Annotated in this window: 16 protein-coding genes; 9 read left to right on the forward strand and 7 right to left on the reverse strand. The window is 74.1% G+C overall.

Annotated features, from left to right (window positions below; translation table 11 throughout):
• Positions 1 to 84: 84 nt before the first annotated feature.
• Complete coding sequence (locus IF23_RS0116020) at positions 85 to 318, forward strand: chaplin (RefSeq protein ID WP_030284145.1); 234 nt, start codon at positions 85 to 87, stop codon at positions 316 to 318.
• Positions 319 to 454: 136 nt separating this feature from the next.
• Positions 455 to 1,216: a chaplin gene (locus IF23_RS0116025; RefSeq protein ID WP_030284146.1), complete on the forward strand. Its 762-nt coding sequence runs from the start codon at positions 455 to 457 to the stop codon at positions 1,214 to 1,216.
• A 201-nt stretch (positions 1,217 to 1,417) separates the two neighbouring features.
• Here IF23_RS0116025 and IF23_RS0116030 read toward each other — a convergent pair whose 3' ends face one another.
• Positions 1,418 to 1,606: a DUF5703 family protein gene (locus IF23_RS0116030; protein WP_018537156.1), complete on the reverse strand. Its 189-nt coding sequence runs from the start codon at positions 1,604 to 1,606 to the stop codon at positions 1,418 to 1,420.
• Between the two features lie 47 nt (positions 1,607 to 1,653).
• Here IF23_RS0116030 and IF23_RS0116035 point away from each other — a divergent pair, with 47 nt between their 5' ends.
• The gene (locus tag IF23_RS0116035) at positions 1,654 to 2,331 is read left to right on the forward strand and encodes a hypothetical protein (RefSeq protein ID WP_030284147.1); all 678 of its coding nucleotides are present in this window, start codon (positions 1,654 to 1,656) and stop codon (positions 2,329 to 2,331) included.
• A 240-nt stretch (positions 2,332 to 2,571) separates the two neighbouring features.
• Here the strand turns inward: IF23_RS0116035 and IF23_RS0116040 are convergent, their stop codons facing one another.
• Both IF23_RS0116040 and IF23_RS0116045 read right to left on the reverse strand, forming a co-directional pair.
• Positions 2,572 to 5,013, reverse strand: a complete 2,442-nt coding sequence (locus IF23_RS0116040) for a helix-hairpin-helix domain-containing protein (RefSeq protein WP_051739601.1) — start codon at positions 5,011 to 5,013, stop codon at positions 2,572 to 2,574.
• Entirely contained in the window at positions 5,010 to 5,993 is a 984-nt protein-coding gene (locus IF23_RS0116045) for an aldo/keto reductase (protein WP_037678323.1), read from the reverse strand. Before IF23_RS0116045 ends, IF23_RS0116040 begins: the two co-directional genes overlap by 4 nt.
• A gap of 125 nt (positions 5,994 to 6,118) precedes the next feature.
• On the opposite strand from IF23_RS0116045, the gene IF23_RS0116050 reads away from it, so the two are divergent.
• Together IF23_RS0116050 and IF23_RS0116055 are read left to right on the forward strand one after the other, a co-directional pair.
• The gene (locus tag IF23_RS0116050) at positions 6,119 to 7,168 is read left to right on the forward strand and encodes an LLM class F420-dependent oxidoreductase (RefSeq protein ID WP_030284152.1); all 1,050 of its coding nucleotides are present in this window, start codon (positions 6,119 to 6,121) and stop codon (positions 7,166 to 7,168) included.
• 225 nt (positions 7,169 to 7,393) lie between these two features.
• Positions 7,394 to 8,173: a hypothetical protein gene (locus IF23_RS0116055; protein ID WP_030284154.1), complete on the forward strand. Its 780-nt coding sequence runs from the start codon at positions 7,394 to 7,396 to the stop codon at positions 8,171 to 8,173.
• Positions 8,174 to 8,197: 24 nt separating this feature from the next.
• Here the strand turns inward: IF23_RS0116055 and IF23_RS0116060 are convergent, their stop codons facing one another.
• Positions 8,198 to 9,196 carry a magnesium and cobalt transport protein CorA gene (locus IF23_RS0116060; RefSeq protein WP_030284155.1) on the reverse strand — a complete coding sequence of 333 codons (999 nt, stop codon included), beginning with the start codon at positions 9,194 to 9,196 and terminating at the stop codon, positions 8,198 to 8,200.
• Positions 9,197 to 9,280: 84 nt separating this feature from the next.
• On the opposite strand from IF23_RS0116060, the gene IF23_RS0116065 reads away from it, so the two are divergent.
• From IF23_RS0116065 to mshC, 4 genes are all read left to right on the forward strand, one after another.
• The gene (locus tag IF23_RS0116065) at positions 9,281 to 9,979 is read left to right on the forward strand and encodes a histidine phosphatase family protein (RefSeq protein ID WP_030284157.1); all 699 of its coding nucleotides are present in this window, start codon (positions 9,281 to 9,283) and stop codon (positions 9,977 to 9,979) included.
• 138 nt (positions 9,980 to 10,117) lie between these two features.
• Positions 10,118 to 10,708, forward strand: a complete 591-nt coding sequence (locus IF23_RS0116070) for a DUF3090 domain-containing protein (protein ID WP_078654012.1) — start codon at positions 10,118 to 10,120, stop codon at positions 10,706 to 10,708.
• Positions 10,709 to 10,713: 5 nt separating this feature from the next.
• Positions 10,714 to 11,661 (forward strand): SCO1664 family protein, encoded by a 948-nt coding sequence (locus tag IF23_RS0116075; protein ID WP_078654013.1) that lies wholly within the window; start codon positions 10,714 to 10,716, stop codon positions 11,659 to 11,661.
• 161 nt (positions 11,662 to 11,822) lie between these two features.
• Positions 11,823 to 13,052 carry a cysteine--1-D-myo-inosityl 2-amino-2-deoxy-alpha-D-glucopyranoside ligase gene (gene mshC / locus IF23_RS0116080; protein ID WP_030284163.1) on the forward strand — a complete coding sequence of 410 codons (1,230 nt, stop codon included), beginning with the start codon at positions 11,823 to 11,825 and terminating at the stop codon, positions 13,050 to 13,052.
• A gap of 151 nt (positions 13,053 to 13,203) precedes the next feature.
• Here mshC and IF23_RS0116085 read toward each other — a convergent pair whose 3' ends face one another.
• The 3 genes from IF23_RS0116085 to IF23_RS0116095 form a co-directional block, all read right to left on the reverse strand.
• Positions 13,204 to 14,163 carry a PAC2 family protein gene (locus IF23_RS0116085; protein WP_051739602.1) on the reverse strand — a complete coding sequence of 320 codons (960 nt, stop codon included), beginning with the start codon at positions 14,161 to 14,163 and terminating at the stop codon, positions 13,204 to 13,206.
• Between the two features lie 191 nt (positions 14,164 to 14,354).
• Complete coding sequence (locus tag IF23_RS0116090; protein WP_030284166.1) at positions 14,355 to 15,020, reverse strand: FadR/GntR family transcriptional regulator; 666 nt, start codon at positions 15,018 to 15,020, stop codon at positions 14,355 to 14,357.
• A gap of 176 nt (positions 15,021 to 15,196) precedes the next feature.
• Positions 15,197 to 16,801 carry a glycerol-3-phosphate dehydrogenase/oxidase gene (locus IF23_RS0116095; protein WP_030284168.1) on the reverse strand — a complete coding sequence of 535 codons (1,605 nt, stop codon included), beginning with the start codon at positions 16,799 to 16,801 and terminating at the stop codon, positions 15,197 to 15,199.
• Position 16,802 lies beyond the last annotated feature (1 nt).

The raw sequence follows: 16,802 nt of genomic DNA on the forward strand, positions 1-16,802 counted from the left end.
ATCCTCGTAGCCTGAAAGTCCTCCGCATCGTTGCAGGCTGTGCGGTCCGCGGCTGGGATCGCACTGCCAACGTAGGAGGATTTAATGATCAAGAAGGTCGTCGCTGCCGCGGCGCTCACCGGTGGTTTTGTGCTCGCCGGCGCGGGCCTGGCCGTTGCCGACTCGGGAGCCGAGGGAGCCTCTGTCGGCTCCCCGGGCGTGGTCTCCGGCAATGTGATCCAGGTTCCGGTGCACGTCCCGGTGAACTTCTGCGGTAACACGGTCTCCGTGATCGGGCTGCTGAACCCCGCCTTCGGCAACATCTGCATCAACGACTGACGTCGCATCTGCACCCGTAAGGGTCCGATCCGGTCGGCTCCGGGACGCCTCGCGTTCCGGAGCCGCTGAGGATTCCCGCGGGCGGCATCTTCCGCGTCCGTCCGCATTCGCAAGGCACGAGGCAGGGGAACAACCTATGAGACAGGTCGCACGCAAGGGCCTGATCACCGTGGCGGCTGCAGGCGGCATCCTCGCCGCCACGGTCGGCTACGCACACGCCGACGCGGGCGCCCAGGGTGGCGCAGCGAACTCACCCGGCGTCGCATCCGGCAACAATGTGCAGGTCCCGGTGCATGTACCGGTCAACACCTGCGGCAACACCGTCAACGTCGTCGGGCTGCTCAACCCCGCGATGGGCAACGGCTGCGCCAACGGTTCCGGTGAGCACCGGACTTCGCCGGGTGACGGGCACCACGAGGAGGGCGGCAAGCCCGCAGGTCAGGGCGGGGCGCAGAGCGGGCACGGCGGCTCGACCGCCGAGGGCGGCGCCACCGGTTCGCCGGGCGTCGCGTCCGGCAACAACGTCCAGGTGCCGGTCGACGTCCCGGTCAACGCCTGTGGCAACAGCGTCGACGTCGTCGGACTGCTCAACCCCACATTCGGCAACGAATGCGGCAACGACGCGGTCCCGACCCGCCCGGTCGAGCCGGGCCACCCGGCGAAGCCCGGGAACCCGGAGCAGCCGCACCACCCCACCGTGCCGGTGAAGGAGCACCCCTCCACGCCGGGACCGCGGCCGCAGACGGCGTCGCACGTCAAGATCGCCGACACTCCGGAGCCGACGCGTGAGCTGGCGCACACCGGCTCCGAGTCGATCGGGTACGCGGCCTCGGCCAGCGCCGGTCTGATTCTCGGCGGCGCACTGCTCTACCGTCGGGCCCGCGCCGCACGCAGGTGAGGTAGCGCCGACACGGCATCGCAGCACGGAGCGGGCCCCGCACACCGGCGGGGCCCGCTTTGCGTTGCCGTGAAGGACCGCCCGCGGTGGCGCCGGGTAGCCGCCCCGCGGCGCCGGGTGCATGCCTTCGGCGGCGGTGCAGCGCGCCCCGCCGGGTACGGCGTGCCGCGCGCGCCCGCCGTCAGCGGGTGGCGGGGACCGTCACCACGTGGCGCGGAGCTGGCGGATGATCCGGCGGCGCAGCCGCACCCGACGGCTGCCGTCGGGGTTGAGGCGCAGACGGTCCAACTCCCAGTGCCCGTACTCGGCATGGTCGGTCAGCAGGCGTGTGGCGGCCTTGCGGGAGACCCCCCGCGGCACGTACACATCGCAGAATTCGTATTCCGGCATCGCATCTATTGTGCGGGACCGGCCCCGGTACGGATAGCGTCTGCACCATGTCTGATGCTGCGCAGCCTTCCGCTGCCGAGGTACGTGCCGCCGCCGAGGCGGTCAAAGCCGCACTGGACCGTCACCTCGACGCGGTGGAACGCCGCTCGGGGCAGGACGATCCCGACGTCTACGCCGCGTTCGACGAACTCGCCGCCGCGGCAGAGGTCTACGACGAGCTGCTCTACGACACCTACGACGAAGTCACCCCCTTCGAGATTCCCGGAAGTGACCATCTCCCCGCCTACCAGGGGCCGGAGGAACCCAGTGCGCTGAGCGTGCTGATCCGCCGGGACTACGCGGTCGCCGATCCGCAGCGACTGCTCCATCAGGCACAGCGCGTCGCCGATCTCGACCCGGACACCGCGGACGACGTGGCCCGCGCCCCGGGCGAGAGCGGCGCCGCGGTGGTGGGCTCCAGCGTGTACGCGGCGCTCGGCGTGCTCTTCGGCGAGTTCGAGCCGGACGAAATCGCCTCCCGGCACAAGGAGTTCGGCCTGGAGGAGGGCGACTCCACGCTCTGGGTCGCGGCCACCGACGACCTGCCGGAGCCGGGGGAGTGGCTGTCGGAGCCGTTCGAGGACATCGATCCGCAGCAGGTGGTCTGCCGGTTCGACGTCAGCTCGGTCTTCGACGAGGAGCTGGACGAGGAGCAGGACACCGGCGGGCCGGACCGGGGGCGCTGAGGAGGCGCTTCTCCCGGTCGGTGGCCGGTCCGACCGGCCCGACCGGTCCGAGGGTTCGGAACTGCCCCGGGGAGACGGGGCGCGGGTGCGTGCCCGGCTCTCCCCGGGGCAGTGGGCTGCCGGGGCCCGTCCCGGTCGGTGCGGCGGCGAGCCCGCTTCGGGGCGCCGCCGCCCGGCCGTCCGGCGGCAGCGGCGGTTACGGGCCTTCGGCCCTCCCGCCGCTGCCGCCGCTCTTCCGTCTCACTCCGCCTGTGCGGTCTCCGCCGTGGCCTGGGCGTTCTGCTGCTGGAGCAGGGTGCGCAGGCGGGTGGTGCGCTCCTTGGCCGGGACGTCGGCGACGGCGTGGGGGAGGGCCTGGTCCACACCCTGGACCACCGACAGATGGCGTTCGCCGCGGCTGAACGCGGTGTAGACCCAGGCGCGGTTCAGCCCCTGGGCGGCGTCGCCGGGCAGCACCACGACGGCCGCGGGCCAGCGCGTCCCGGCCGCCTGATGGGCGGTGAGCGCCCAGCCGTGCCGGAGCGCGCCCGCCTCGACACGGGCCCGTCCGACCACGAGGGGGGCGCCCTCGCACTCCAGCCGCAGGCCGTCGGCGTCCGCGCCGGTGACCGTGGCGGGCACGGTACGGCCCGGGGCGGGGGAGTAGGCGACGCGGTCCCCGGGGTCGAAGCCGCCGAACCGGCCGGGGCCCGGATTGAGCCTTTCCTTGAGCGCGGCGTTGAGCGCGCGGGTCCCGGCCGAGCCGCCGTGGCCGACGGTGATGACCTGCGTCTCCTGCGGCGGCACCCCCAGCGCCCGCGGCACCGAGTCGGCGACCAGCTGGACCGTGCGGTGCACCGCCTCCCGTGCGTCGCGTACGGGGACGATCACCACCTCCTTGCCGGGCGCCTCCACCGGGCTCAGCTCCCCGATGCCGATGCCGGAGACCAGCTCCCCGATCGGGCCGAAGTCCGGGGTGCGCGAGGCGATCTGCGGGCAGCAGCGGGCGGCCAGCAGATCGGCGAAGAGCCGGCCGGGGCCCGCCGAGCCGAGGACCCCCGGGTCGCCGCTGAGCACCAGCCGGACCCCGTCGGCCAGCGACTCGATGAGCACCGCCGCGGTCTCCAGATCCAGCTGCGGGGCGTCGAGGACGACCAGCAGGTCGAGGGCGAGCGCCCCGTCCGCGTCCCGGCCCGGACCCTCCTGGCCGGACAGCAGACCGGCGACGGTGACGGCACCGGCGTCCGCCGCTTCCGGGGAGTCCGCGGCGGTGAGCTGGGCGGCGAGCCGGGCGCGGCCGTTGCCGGTGTGGGCGGCGGCGTAGGCGCGCAGGCCCAGCGCACGGGCGGCGGTGACCAGCGCGGCGGGCTCGGCGCGGGCCGCCTCGGCGCCGGTGTGCGTCACCAGACCGCTGTGGGCCACGGCCCGGATCAGCTCGGCCGCGGACGGCGAGGGAGCCGCCGCGGCCACGGCCTCCCACTGCGCGGCGGAGGGCCGCACCCGCTCCCCGGCCGGAGCATCCCCGCCCTGGGCGGCTGGCCCGTCCCCGGCCTCCTCCTCGGCTTCCGGTTCCGGCTCCGTGCCCCCGGCCGCCTCACCGGCCTCCGGCTCCGGCACCTCCCCGGCCTCCCCGGCCTCGGGCCCGGCCTCCCCGCCGGACGTATCCGGCTGTCCGCCCCCCGCCGCCTCGAACGTGTTGAGCAGTCGGGCCAGTCCGTCGGCGACGCTCTCCTCGGCCATCGCGTAGCGGTCCAGGCCCAGCAGCACCCGGACCGGGGTCTCCTCCTCGTCCTCCGGGGCGGGGCGGGCCGTGCCCGGGGTGTCGAGGGCGTCCTGGAAGACGAGGGCGGCGCCCTCGGCCAGGGCGAGCTGAAGGGCCTCGTCCGGCTCCGGCACCGCCCGCTGGGCGAGCGCCGCCCGCAGCGCCGACGCCTCCAGGGCGGAGTGCCCGGCCAGCGCGGCCTGCTCCAGCAGCCAGCCGACGAGCGCCACGGCACGCCGCTCGTCACCGGGGCCGCAGGCGGCGCCCAGCAGCGCCCGCGCGAAGGTGTCGGCCTGCTCGGGCCGGACGCCGGGCACCGCCAGCAGCTGCCAGGGGTCCTCGCGCAGCGCCTCCCCGGCCCGCTCGCCGAGCACCTCGGCCGCCTTGCCCGCCAGCGCCTCCGGGGCACCGCCCGCCGCCAGCACCTGGCGTACGCCGTCGATGCCCTCGGCGGTGGGCGGCAGCGGGCGCGGCGGCGCGGCCGGTGCCGCCTGCCGGGCCTCGGCGGACGGGGCCGTGGCCCGCTCCGGAGCGCCACCGGGAGCCCCCGGGGCACCCTGCGGAGGCCGCCCGCCGCCCGCCGGACCTCCCGCGGGAGGCGTCGTGGCGGGCCGGGCGGCCGGGGGGCGCGGCGCTTCGTTGAAGAAGGACGCGGCGGAGCGTTCGCCGCTCTCCACCGCCCGCACCGCGGCCGCCAGCGCCGCCGCCGTGGCCTTCCCGCCCGGAGCGGCGGCGGGCGCCGCACCGGCCGCACCCTGCTGGGCCCGGCCCGCCGTCTCGTCACCCGAAGGAGCGGCCGCCCCGTCCGCCGGGGAGGTCGGCTGCGGGCCCTCCGAAGCCGTCGGCCGCTCCGAAGCGCTCTCCTCCGCGGCGGCGGGCGGGCCGCCCGGCGCGGCCTCCTGCTCGGGCGCGGTCTCGCCGGAGGGGCGGTCGGTGCTCACAGCGTGCTCCAGTGGTGATCGGGATAGTGGTGGTCCGGGGCCGACACGTCGTCCAGCGCCCGGGTGATCTCGTCAGGAAGCGTAAGCGCCTCCACTGACAATGCCGCCGCGAGCTGCGCGGATGTCCGGGCGCCGACGAGCGGGGCGGCGACCCCGGGGCGGTCGCGCACCCATGCGAGCGCGACATGCAGCGGGGTGACGGCGAGCCCGTCGGCCGCCGTGGTGACCGCGTCGACGATGCCGTCGCACCGCTTGTCCAGATACGGCGCGACGAACCCGGCCAGCCGGTCCGAGGCGCCCCGCGAATCGATCGGGGTCGCCCGCCGGTACTTGCCGGTGAGCACGCCGCGGCCCAGCGGTGAGGCGGGCAGCAGGCCGAGGCCCAGGTCGTGGGCGGCGGGCAGCACCTCCCGCTCCACCCTGCGCTGGAGCAGCGAGTACTCCAGCTGGGCGCTCGCCAGCCGGGTGCGCACCGCGGGCTCGGCCAGCTGCCAGGTGGCGGCCTTGGCCAGCTGCCAGCCGGAGAAGTCGGCGAGCCCGGCGTACCGCGCCCGGCCGCTGCTGACGGCGGTGTCCAGCGCCTGCAGCGTCTCCTCCAGCGGGGTGTGCGGGTCGTAGGCGTGCAGCTGCCAGAGGTCGACGTGGTCCGTGCCCAGGCGGCGCAGCGAGGCGTCCAGCGCGGCGAGCAGATGGCGGCGTGAGCCGTCCACCCGGCGGTCCGGCTCCAGAACGCTGCCCGCCTTCGTGGCGATCACCAGGTCGGCGCGGGGCACCAGGCCCTCCAGCAGTCGGCCGAGCAGCCGCTCGGCGCCGCCGTCGGCGTATATGTCCGCGGTGTCGACGAGGCTGCCGCCCGCCTCCCAGAACGTCTTGAGCTGCTCGGCCGCACCCCGTTCGTCGGTGTCGCGCGCCCAGGTGAGTGTGCCGAGCCCGATACGGGACACGCGCAGACCCGTACGGCCGAGATGCCGTTGCTCCATGCGGCCCGAGGTTAGTGGCCGTCAGCCGTGCGCAGGAGACCTGTGGACAACCGCCGATGACGCCGGGCGCCGGTGCGCGCTAGAGTCCCCGCAACGTGACGTTACTGATCGGTAAGGGGAGCGGCATGAGGCTTGGCATCAACCTCGGTTACTGGGGCGCCGGGATGGACGGCGACAATCTCGCCGTGGCACAGGAGGCCGACCGGCTCGGCTACGCGGTCTGCTGGGCCGCCGAGGCGTACGGATCCGACGCCCCCACGGTCCTGTCCTGGGTCGCCGCCCGCACCGAGCGGATCGACGTCGGCTCGGCGATCTTCCAGATCCCGGCCCGTACCCCCGCCATGACCGCGATGACCGCGGCCACCCTCGACTCCCTCTCCGGCGGCCGTTTCCGCCTCGGCCTCGGCGTCTCCGGCCCGCAGGTCTCCGAGGGCTGGTACGGCGTGAAGTTCGACAAGCCGCTCGCCCGCACCCGCGAGTACGTCGACATCGTCCGCAAGGCGCTCTCCCGCGAGCGGCTGTCGTACGAGGGCGCGCACTGGACGCTGCCGCTGCCCGACGGCCCGGGCAAGCCCCTCAAGCTCACCGTCCACCCCACCCGCGAGCGCATCCCGCTCTACATCGCGGCGATCGGCCCCAAGAACCTGGAGCAGACCGGCGAGATCGCCGACGGCGCGCTGCTGATCTTCCCCTCGGCCGAGCACCTGGAGGAGACCGCCCTGGCCCCGCTGCGCGCGGGCCGCGCCAAGGCGGGGCTGACGATGGAGGGCTTCGACGTCTGCCCGACGCTGCCGCTCGCCGTCGGCGACGACGTCGACGCGCTCGCCGACATGTTCCGCCCGTACACCGCCCTGTACGTCGGCGGCATGGGCAGCCGGAAGCAGAACTTCTACAACAAGCTTGCCACCCGCATGGGATACGGCGCGGAGGCGGCCGACATCCAGGACCGGTACCTCTCCGGCGACAAGGACGGCGCGGCCGCCGCCGTACCGCGGCGGCTGATCGACCAGACCGCGCTGCTCGGCCCCGTCGAGCGGATCGCGGAGCGGATGCAGGCGTACGCCGCCGCGGGCGTCACCACGCTGACGCTGGCGCCCGCCGGATTCACCCTGGACGAGCGGATCGCCGCCCTGCGCGCGGGCACCGAGGCGCTGGAGAAGGCCGGGCTGGCCTGACCGGAAGCCGCCCGGTGCACGGGCACCGGGCGGCTTGCGGACCGCGGCCGTGGTGGGGGCTCGGGGTCCTCCCCGCCACGGCCGTCACCGGGGACAACGCCCCGCCCACCACCCGGTTACGCCGCCGCTCGTTCGCACGGAGGAACGATCCTCCGCCTCCGGTTGCCGGGTCCGGCGGCCCGCTCTTGACTGTGCCTCCAGGAGTGTCCTTCGGAGGTGGCGCTGATGCTCTCGGCCCGGAGCCTGTTCCAGGAAATCGTCGACCACGACGAGGCGTACCGACTCTTCTGCTCCATCGCCGCGGGCGGCGAGGCCCAGGGCGGCTGGGAGAACGGGCGGATCGCCGCCCTCATCCCCGAGGGGCGGCGCGACCTGGCACCCAAGGCCGCCCGGCACGGCGCCGACGAGGACAAGCACGGCCGGATCTTCCGCGCCCTGCTCCGCAGACGCGGCCTGGAGGCGGCCACCGTCCCCGCCGCCGCCGACTACACGATGCTCCTGGAGCGCCGCGGCATCGGCCTCGCCCACGACCGGCTGCGCGCCGCCACGCCGCTGACCGAGGAGGACGTCATCACCTACCTCGCGCACAGCAGGGTCACCGAACAGCGCGCGTCCGAGCAGATGCGGCTGTTGCGCAAGCACTTCGGCGACCACCCCGAACTGGGCCGCGCGGTCCGGATGATCTCCCAGGACGAGGACAACCACCTCGCCTACTGCCACGAGGAACTGCTCCGCCTCGCCCGCGACGGCCGCGGCCGCACCATCCAGCGGATCCTGCGCGACTGCGCGCTCGCCGAGATCGCCGTCCACCGGGACGTCAGCCTCGCCGTCATGGACCACATGGGCCGCATCCTCGGCTGGCCCGCCCCCAAGGCGGCCCTCCTCGCCGTCGGCATCCGTCTCCACTACGGCTACGAACGCCTCGTCGGCTGGCGCCGGATGGTCAGCCTCCGGATGCCCGAGCGGCGCGACGCCCTGGGCGGGCCGGTCACCGAGTACGCCTGAGCCGGGCGCCCGCCGAGGGCCCGCTCACAGCCAGCCGCGCCGCTTGAACAGCCGGTAGAGCGAGAACTCGATGACCGCCATCGCCAGCAGCACCCCGACGTACCCGAAGCGCAGGCCCAGCTCCGGCATGTGGTGGAAGTTCATGCCGTAGATCCCGGCGATCAGCGTCGGCACGGCGGCCAGCGCCGCCCAGGCGGAGATCTTGCGCATGTCGTCGTTCTGCCGCACGCCCATCTGCGCCAGATGCGCGGAGAGGATGTCGGACAGCAGCCGGTCCAGACCGTCCACCGAGTCGTTGGCGCGCGCCAGATGGTCGCCGACGTCGCGGAAGAAGGGCCGCGAGCCGTCGTGCACGAACGGCACGCCGGTGTTCTCCTGCAACCGCGTCATCGGCTCGGTCAGCGGTCCCGTGGCCCGCCGGAACTCCATCACCTGGCGTTTGAACGCGTAGATCTCGGCGGCGGTGTTCCGGCTCTCGGAGCGGTCCGGGGAGAAGACCTCGGCCTCCAGGTCCTCCAGATCCGCCTGCAGCTCCCCGGCCACCTCGATGTAGTGGTCGACCACCGCGTCGCTGACCGCGTAGAGCACCGACGTCGGGCCGTGCCGGAGCGTCTCCGGCCGGTGCTCCAGGCGCCGCCGGACGGCCGCCAGCGGGCCGGTCTCGCCGTGCCGGACGGTGACGACGAACGCGTCGCCGACGAAGACCATCAGCTCCGTCGCCGTCACCGTTGCGGTGGCGTCGTCGTACGCGACCGGCTTGAGCACCATGAACAGCGAGTCGTCGTAGACCTCCAGCTTCGGCCGCTGGTGTGCCTTGAGCGCGTCCTCGACGGCCAGCGGGTGCAGCCCGAACTCGCCGCTGATCCGCTCGAACTCCTCCGGGGTCGGCTCGTGGACGCCCAGCCACAGGAAGGCGTGGCCGCGCCGGCGGCGTGCCTCCCGGAGCGCGCTCGGGAAGTCCTCGGGCCGCTCCGTGCGGCGCCCGTCCCGGTAGATGGCGCAGTCCACGATCACACCAGGCATTCTCACCCCGGCCCCGGACTCCTGCCAGGGAACGGTCCGCCGACGCCTGCCGGGGAGCGGCCCGGGGAACGTAGGGTGGCCGCCATGCCCACGCTGATCCTGGTGCGGCACGGCCGCTCCACCGCCAACACCTCCGGCGTCCTCGCGGGCCGGACCCCCGGAATCGCCCTCGACGAGCGCGGCACCGCGCAGGCCGCGGCGCTGCCCGCGCGGCTGGCACGGCTGCCGCTGGCCGCCGCCGTCACCAGCCCGCTGCAGCGCTGCCGCCAGACGCTCCGCCCGCTGCTCGACGCCCGCCCCGAGCTGCCGCTGCACCTCGACGACCGCATCAACGAGTGCGACTACGGCGACTGGTCGGGCCGTAAGCTCGCCGAGTTGAGCGGCGAGCCGCTGATGGAGGTCGTCCAGCGCCATCCGTCGGCCGCCGCCTTCCCCGGGGGCGAGTCGATGCGCGCCATGCAGGCGCGCGCGGTCGACGCGGTCCACGACTGGAACGCCCGCATCGAGGCGGCGCACGGCCCGGACGCCGCGTATCTGATGTGCTCGCACGGCGACATCATCAAGGCGCTGGTCGCCGAGGCGCTCGGCCTCCACCTCGACCTCTTCCAGCGGATCTCCGTCGAGCCCTGCTCGGTCACCGCGATCCGCTGGACCCGGCTGCGGCCCTTCCTCGTACGGCTCGGGGACACCGGTGACTTCGGCGGGCTGGTGCCCGCGCCGGACGCGACGGGCTCCGGGGACGGCGGTGAGGCGGCCGTGGGCGGTGGTGCGGGAGCACCGTGATCAGCGGGCGCAGTAGGGTGGTGCGACGGCGCTGCCCGTGACATCTCTGCGAACCGTGCCGTGAGCGCACTGACCGCACTGAACACAGGGGCCGCAGCGACCGCTCAGCCCCCGCAGTCGAGCAATCGGAGCAGGACGTTGTCCCGTCAGGTGTTCTTCTACGACGCGCCGGACCGCTTCGTGGCCGGTACGGTCGGGCTGCCTGGCCGCCGGAGCTTTTTCCTCCAGGCCACCGCGGCCGGCCGGACCACCAGCGTCGCCCTGGAGAAGACGCAGGTCGCCGCGCTCGCCGAGCGGATCGACGAGCTGCTGGACGAGGTGGTGCGGCGCAGCGGCGGCAACGCCCCGGTGCCCGCCGTCGCCCCCGCCGAGCTGGCGGACACCGCGCCGTTGGAGACGCCGGTGGAGGAGGAGTTCCGCGTCGGCACCATGGCGCTCGCCTGGGACGGCGAGGACGAACGCATGATCATCGAGGCGCAGGCGCTGGTCGAGCTGGACGCCGACAGCGAGGAGGACCTCGCCGAGGCCGAGGAGCGGCTGCTCCAGGACGACGAGAACGGCCCGCCGATGCTGCGGGTGCGGATGACCGGCACCATGGCGCGCGCCTTCGCCAAGCGCGCCCTGGAGGTGGTGAACGCCGGACGCCCGCCGTGTCCGCTGTGCAGCCTGCCGCTCGACCCCGAGGGCCATGTCTGCCCGCGCCAGAACGGCTACCGGCGGGACGCCTGACCGCCATGGAACCCACCGCAGAACCGGCGCTCCCGGGTCCCGCGACACCGCCGGACCGGCCGTCGGCCGAGCCCTCGGCCGACGGCCCCCGGGACGCCCGGGCGGCCTCCCCGGACGATGCCGATCTTCAGGAAGCCTTCCTGAACGACGAGAACCTTCAGGCAGCCTTCCTGAACGCGGGTGAGCTGACCGTCCGCGGCCGTATCGAGGAGGCGTCCAACGCGGTCCTCTTCTGCACCGTGACCCACGAGGGCCGCACCGTCGACTGCGTCTACAAGCCGGTCGCGGGCGAACGGCCGCTCTGGGACTTCCCCGACGGTAACCTCGCCCAGCGGGAGGTCGCCGCGTACGAGATCTCCCGGGCCACCGGCTGGGGGCTGATCCCGGCCACCGTGCTGCGCGAGGGGCCGTACGGCCCGGGCATGGTGCAGCGGTGGATCGAGGTGCCCGAGGCGGACGGCGAGGAGATCCCGCCGCTGCTGGCGCTGGTCGAGGGGGACGAGCCGGGGCCGGGCTGGAAGGCGGTCGGGTTCGCGGAGACCGGGCAGGGGCGCCCGGCGCTGCTGGTCCACGCCGACGACGTCCGGCTGCGGCGGCTGGCGGTGCTCGACGCGGTCCTCAACAACGGGGACCGCAAGGGCGGCCATCTGCTGCCGGGGCCCGGCGGGCGGCTCTTCGCCATCGACCACGGCGTGACCTTCCACACCGACGACAAGCTCCGCACCCTGCTGTGGGGATGGGCCGGGGAGCCGCTGCCCGAGGAGGCGGTCACGGTGCTGGAGCGGCTCCGCACCGAGCTGGCGGAGGGCCTTCCGCTCGCCGCCCGACTGGCCGAACTCCTCACCACCGCCGAGACCGCCGCACTGCGCGCCCGGGTCGCCGCGCTGCTGGCTTCCGGCCGTCATCCCGAGCCCGGCGGCGACTGGCCGCCGATCCCCTGGCCACCGGTCTGACACCCCGCCGGACCCCGGCGCGCGGGGCGCCGAAGGGCGGCGGACGGGGGGCGCGGACCGGCGCCTGATGCACGTTCCGGCATCGAACGCAAGAACGCCTATCCGGTCGTTACCGGCCCTCCGGTTCGTATGCGGAACCAGCATCCGGTTAGTCTCAAGGCATGCATGCATGGCCCGCTTCTGAGGTCCCCGCCCTGCCCGGTCAGGGCCGCGACCTGAGGATCCACGACACCGCGACCGGCGGACGGGTGACCCTCGACCCCGGTCCCGTCGCCCGTATCTACGTCTGCGGCATCACGCCGTACGACGCCACCCACATGGGGCACGCGGCGACCTACAACGCGTTCGACCTGGTTCAGCGCGTGTGGCTCGACACGAAGCGCCAGGTTCACTACGTGCAGAACGTCACGGATGTCGACGATCCGCTGCTGGAGCGGGCCGTCGCCACCGGGGACGACTGGACGGCGCTCGCCGAACGCGAGACCGCGCTGTTCCGCGAGGACATGACGGCCCTGCGGATGCTCCCGCCCCGCCACTACATCGGAGCCGTCGAGGCGATACCCGGGATCGTCCCGCTCGTCGAACGGCTCCGGGACAACGGCGCCGCCTACGAACTCGACGGCGACATCTACTTCTCCGTCTCCTCCGACCCGCACTTCGGCGAGGTCTCCGGACTCGACGCCGAGGCGATGCGGCTGCTCTCCGCCGAACGCGGCGGCGACCCGGAGCGGGAGGGCAAGAAGAACCCCCTCGACCCGATGCTGTGGATGGCCGCCCGCGACGGCGAGCCGAGCTGGGACGGCGGCTCGCTGGGCCGCGGTCGGCCCGGCTGGCACATCGAGTGCGTCGCCATCGCCCTGGACCACCTCGGCATGGGCTTCGACGTCCAGGGCGGCGGCTCCGACCTGGCGTTCCCGCACCACGAGATGGGCGCCTCGCACGCCCAGGCGCTGACCGGCGAGCACCCCTTCGCCAAGGCGTACGTCCACGCCGGGATGGTGGCGCTGGACGGCGAGAAGATGTCGAAGTCCAAGGGCAACCTGGTCTTCGTCTCGGCGGTACGCCGCGACGGCGTCGACCCGGCGGCCATCCGTCTGGCGCTCCTCTCCCACCACTACCGCAGCGACTGGGAGTGGACCGACGCGGTGCTGGCCGAGGCCGTGGACCGGCTGGCGCGCTGGCGCGCCGCCGTCTCCCGCCCCGACGGCCCGTCCGCCGAGGCGCTGCTGGCGGAGGTCCGTACGGCGCTCGCCGACGACCTGGACTCGCCCGCGGCGCTGGCGGCGGTCGACCGCTGGGCCGCCGCGCAGGAGTCCGGCGGCGGCAGCGACGAGGGCGCGCCCGGTCTGGTCTCGCGCACGGTGGACGCGCTGCTGGGCGTCGCGCTGTAACCCCTCACCGGCCCCAGGGGGCGTCTCCGCATCCGCGGGGGCGCCCCTTTTCCGCGTACCGGGCGCCGGTGGGGGAGACCCGGGGGAAGCGGACGGGCGGGGCCGGACCGCTCCGGTCCCGCCCCGCCCGTCCGTGGTTCGCGCGCCCGGCCTACCGCCCGCCGTCGGCCTCCGGCCCGTCCGACGGATCGGCTCCGGCGTCCTTCGGGTCCCGGGACTCCTTGGGGAGCCGGGGCCAGGTGCGGCCGGTGTCGGTCTGCGGGTCCCGGCGGCGGAGATAGCGCTCGAACTCCCGGGCGATGGCGTCACCGGACGCCTCCGGCAGATCCGCGGTGTCCCGCGCCTCCTCCAGCGTCTGGACGTACTCGGCGACCTCGCTGTCCTCGGCCGCCAGCTGGTCCACGCCCAGCTGCCAGGCGCGGGCGTCCTCGGTCAGCTCGCCCTGCGGGACCCGGATGCCGAGCAGGTCCTCCAGGCGGTTGAGCAGCGCCAGGCTGGCCTTCGGGTTGGGCGGCTGGGAGACGTAGTGCGGCACCGCGGCCCAGAGGCTGACGGCCGGGACCCCGGCGTGGGTGCACGCCTCCTGGAGGATGCCGACGATGCCGGTGGGGCCCTCGTAGCGGGACTCCTCCAGATCCATCCGGGTCGCCAGATCGGTGTCTGAGGTGACGCCGCTGACCGGCACCGGCCGGGTGTGCGGGGTGTCGCCGAGCAGCGCGCCGAGCACCACCAGCATCTCCACGCCCAGCTCATGGGCGAAGCCGAGGATCTCGTTGCAGAACGAGCGCCAGCGCATGCTCGGCTCGATGCCGCGGACCAGCACCAGATCGCGGCGGCGGCCCTTGCCGTCGGAGTCCTCGATCCGGACGACCGACAGCCGGGTGGTGGGCCAGGTGACCTTGCGGACGCCGTCCTCCAGGAAGACGGTCGGGCGGTTGACCTGGAAGTCGTAGTAGTCCTCGGCGTCGAGCGCGGCGAAGACCTTGCCCTGCCATTCACGGTGCAGATGAGCGACCGCGGCGGAGGCGGCGTCGCCGGCGTCGTTCCAGCCTTCGAACGCGGCCACCATCACCGGGTCGATCAGCTCGGGAACACCCTCCAGCTCGATCACCCAGCGCCTCCTTCCGGCCGGTGTTCCGCCGCTGAGCGGCCACCGGCACCCCGTTTCCTTGCGTGCGCTCCCCAGCCTACGGGGTCCACGGCGTCCGGCCGCAGCCCCTGTGCACGAATGAGTGCTCATTCATCCGAGGTGTTCGGAAGGACCTTCGAGCGCCCGGCCGCCGCGCCCGGTACCGCCCGCCGTCACCCCGCCGTCCGCACCCACCGCTCCACCCCCACGAGGTGGACCGTGGCCCACGCCCGCGCCCCCTCCGTGTCGCCCTCGCGCAGCGCGGTGAGGATCGCGCGGTGTTCGGCGAGCGTCCGGGCCACCGCGTCCCGCTGCGCCGGCCCGCCCCGGGCCCGGGTGGCCGGACCCGACAGGCCCTGGAGCAGCGCGCAGAGCACGGAGTTGCCGGACGCCGCCGCGATCCGCCGGTGGAACTCCAGGTCACCGGCGACCAGCTCGACCTCCGACGGCGCGGGGCCCAGCGCGTCCAACCCGGCCTCCAGCGCGTCGAGTTCGGCCGCGGCGATCCGTCCGGCGGCCATCGCGGTGGCGGCGGGCTCCAGGATCCGGCGGACCGCGAGGAACTCCAGCGCCGTGTCGTCGCGGTGGAGGTCGACCACGAAACTCAGCGCCTCCAGCAGCAGCCGCGGGGCGAGACTGGTGACGTAGGTGCCGTCGCCCTGCCGTACGTCGAGGATGCGGATCAGCGACAGCGCCCGCACCGCCTCGCGCAGCGAGTTGCGGGAAAGGCCCAGCTCAGCGGCGAGTTCGCTCTCCCTGGGCAGCCGGTCGCCCGGCCGCAGCGCCCCCGTGACGATCATCCCCTTGATCTTCTCGATGGCCTCGTCAGTGACCCCCACGGCCGACCTCCCCGTTCGGAACCGCCGGACATCCGCCTCCAGACATCCGATGTCTGGGACATTATGGCCCGGCCTCCGGGGGCCTTCGCACCCCGTGCCCGCACATGCCGGAGGGGCGGCCCCGTACGGGAACCGCCCCTCCGTCCGGCCGTACGCACCCGGCGTACGCCCCGGGCTCAGCCTTCGAGCATGCCCTTCACCTTGGCGCGGACGTCCTCGGTGTCCAGGCCGCGGATGGTCAGCGTGGTCCGGCGGCGCAGCACGTCGTCCACGGTCTCGGCCCACTCGTGGTCACGGGCGTAGGCGACCTGCGCCCAGATCTCCGGCGCGTCCGGGTGGATGCGCTCGGCAAGCTCCGGGTTCTCGTTCGCCAGGCGCGCGATGTCGAACGACAGCGAACCGTAGTGCGTGGCGAGGTGGCGCGCGGTCTCCGGGGTCATCTGCGGGCCGTCGGCGGTGCCGTCGACCAGCAGGCGGTGGGCGACCGCGTTCGGGTTGGCGATACCGGGCAGCGGGAGCTTCTTCGGCAGGCGCGCGATCGGCTCCATGTCACCGGCCAGCGGGTGGCCGGGGAGCGCGGCGAGCTTGTTCATGACCGTACGGCCGATGTGGCGGAAGGTCGTCCACTTGCCGCCCGCGACGGAGAGCATGCCGCCGCTGCCCTCGGTCACGACGGTCTCGCGCTTGGCCTTGGAGGTGTCGCCGGGGCCGCCGGGCAGCACCCGCAGACCGGCGAACGAGTAGGTGATCAGGTCGCGCGTCAGCTGCTGGTCACGGACGGAGAAGGCGGCCTCGTCCAGGATCTGGGCGGTGTCCTTCTCGGTGACCGCGACGTCCGCCGGGTCGCCCTCGTACTCCTCGTCGGTGGTACCGAGCAGCAGCATGTCCTCCCAGGGGAGGGCGAAGGTGATGCGGTACTTGTCGATCGGGGTGGCCAGCGCCGCCTTCCAGGGGGAGGTGCGCTTGAGGACCAGGTGCGCGCCCTTGGAGAGGCGGATGGAGGGGGCCGCGTTCGGGTCCTCCATCTTGCGCAGGTGGTCCACCCACGGGCCGGTCGCGTTGAGGACCAGGCGGGCGCTGACGCCGAACTCCTCGCCGTCCGTGCGGTCCTTCAGCTCGGCACCGGTGACCCGGCCCTGGGTGAAGCGCAGGCCGGTGACCTCGGCGTGGTTGAGGACCGTGGCGCCCGCCGCGACGGCGGCGCGGACGGTCATCAGCGCCATCCGGGCGTCGTTCATCTGGTCGTCGCCGTAGACCGCGACGGCCTTGAGGTTGTCGGTCCGCAGCTCCGGCACGTCGCGCTGGGCCTTGGCCGGGGATATGACGTGGCCGACGCCGTCACCGAACGCGGAGAGCGCGGAGTAGGCGAAGACACCGGCGCCGAGCTTCGCCGCGCCGTGCGGGCCGCCCTTGTAGACGGGCAGGTAGAAGGTGAGGGGGTTGGCGAGGTGCGGCGCCACCTCACGGGAGACCGCACGCCGCTCGAAGTGGTTCTCCGCCACCAGCTTCACCGCACCGGTCTGCAGGTAGCGCAGACCGCCGTGGAGCAGCTTGGAGGAGGCGGAGGAGGTGGCGCCGGCGAAGTCGCCGGCGTCCACCAGGGCCACCCGCAGTCCGGCCTGCGCGGCGTGCCAGGCAGTGGAGATGCCCAGGATGCCGCCACCGATCACCAGGAGGTCGTACGTCGCCTTGGACAGCTGTTCCCGGGTTTCGGCGCGGCTCGGGGTCGAACCGTCGGCCGGGTGCGTCCCGAGTGCCGGGACGCTCTGCAGGGTGCTCATC

The organism is Streptomyces catenulae, assembly GCF_000718015.1.
In the GTDB taxonomy this organism is placed as follows: Bacteria; Actinomycetota; Actinomycetes; order Streptomycetales; family Streptomycetaceae; genus Streptomyces; species Streptomyces catenulae.

What these genes read in the sequence shown, in the direction of transcription:
- IF23_RS0116020 (WP_030284145.1), top strand. Translation starts at nt 85, where the DNA reads ATGATCAAGAAGGTCGTCGCTGCCGCGGCGCTCACCGGTGGTTTTGTG.
- IF23_RS0116025 (WP_030284146.1), top strand. Translation starts at nt 455, where the DNA reads ATGAGACAGGTCGCACGCAAGGGCCTGATCACCGTGGCGGCTGCAGGC.
- IF23_RS0116030 (WP_018537156.1), bottom strand. Translation starts at nt 1,606, where the DNA reads ATGCCGGAATACGAATTCTGCGATGTGTACGTGCCGCGGGGGGTCTCC.
- IF23_RS0116035 (WP_030284147.1), top strand. Translation starts at nt 1,654, where the DNA reads ATGTCTGATGCTGCGCAGCCTTCCGCTGCCGAGGTACGTGCCGCCGCC.
- IF23_RS0116045 (WP_037678323.1), bottom strand. Translation starts at nt 5,993, where the DNA reads ATGGAGCAACGGCATCTCGGCCGTACGGGTCTGCGCGTGTCCCGTATC.
- IF23_RS0116050 (WP_030284152.1), top strand. Translation starts at nt 6,119, where the DNA reads ATGAGGCTTGGCATCAACCTCGGTTACTGGGGCGCCGGGATGGACGGC.
- IF23_RS0116055 (WP_030284154.1), top strand. Translation starts at nt 7,394, where the DNA reads ATGCTCTCGGCCCGGAGCCTGTTCCAGGAAATCGTCGACCACGACGAG.
- IF23_RS0116060 (WP_030284155.1), bottom strand. Translation starts at nt 9,196, where the DNA reads ATGCCTGGTGTGATCGTGGACTGCGCCATCTACCGGGACGGGCGCCGC.
- IF23_RS0116065 (WP_030284157.1), top strand. Translation starts at nt 9,281, where the DNA reads ATGCCCACGCTGATCCTGGTGCGGCACGGCCGCTCCACCGCCAACACC.
- IF23_RS0116075 (WP_078654013.1), top strand. Translation starts at nt 10,714, where the DNA reads ATGGAACCCACCGCAGAACCGGCGCTCCCGGGTCCCGCGACACCGCCG.
- mshC (WP_030284163.1), top strand. Translation starts at nt 11,823, where the DNA reads ATGCATGCATGGCCCGCTTCTGAGGTCCCCGCCCTGCCCGGTCAGGGC.
- IF23_RS0116095 (WP_030284168.1), bottom strand. Translation starts at nt 16,801, where the DNA reads ATGAGCACCCTGCAGAGCGTCCCGGCACTCGGGACGCACCCGGCCGAC.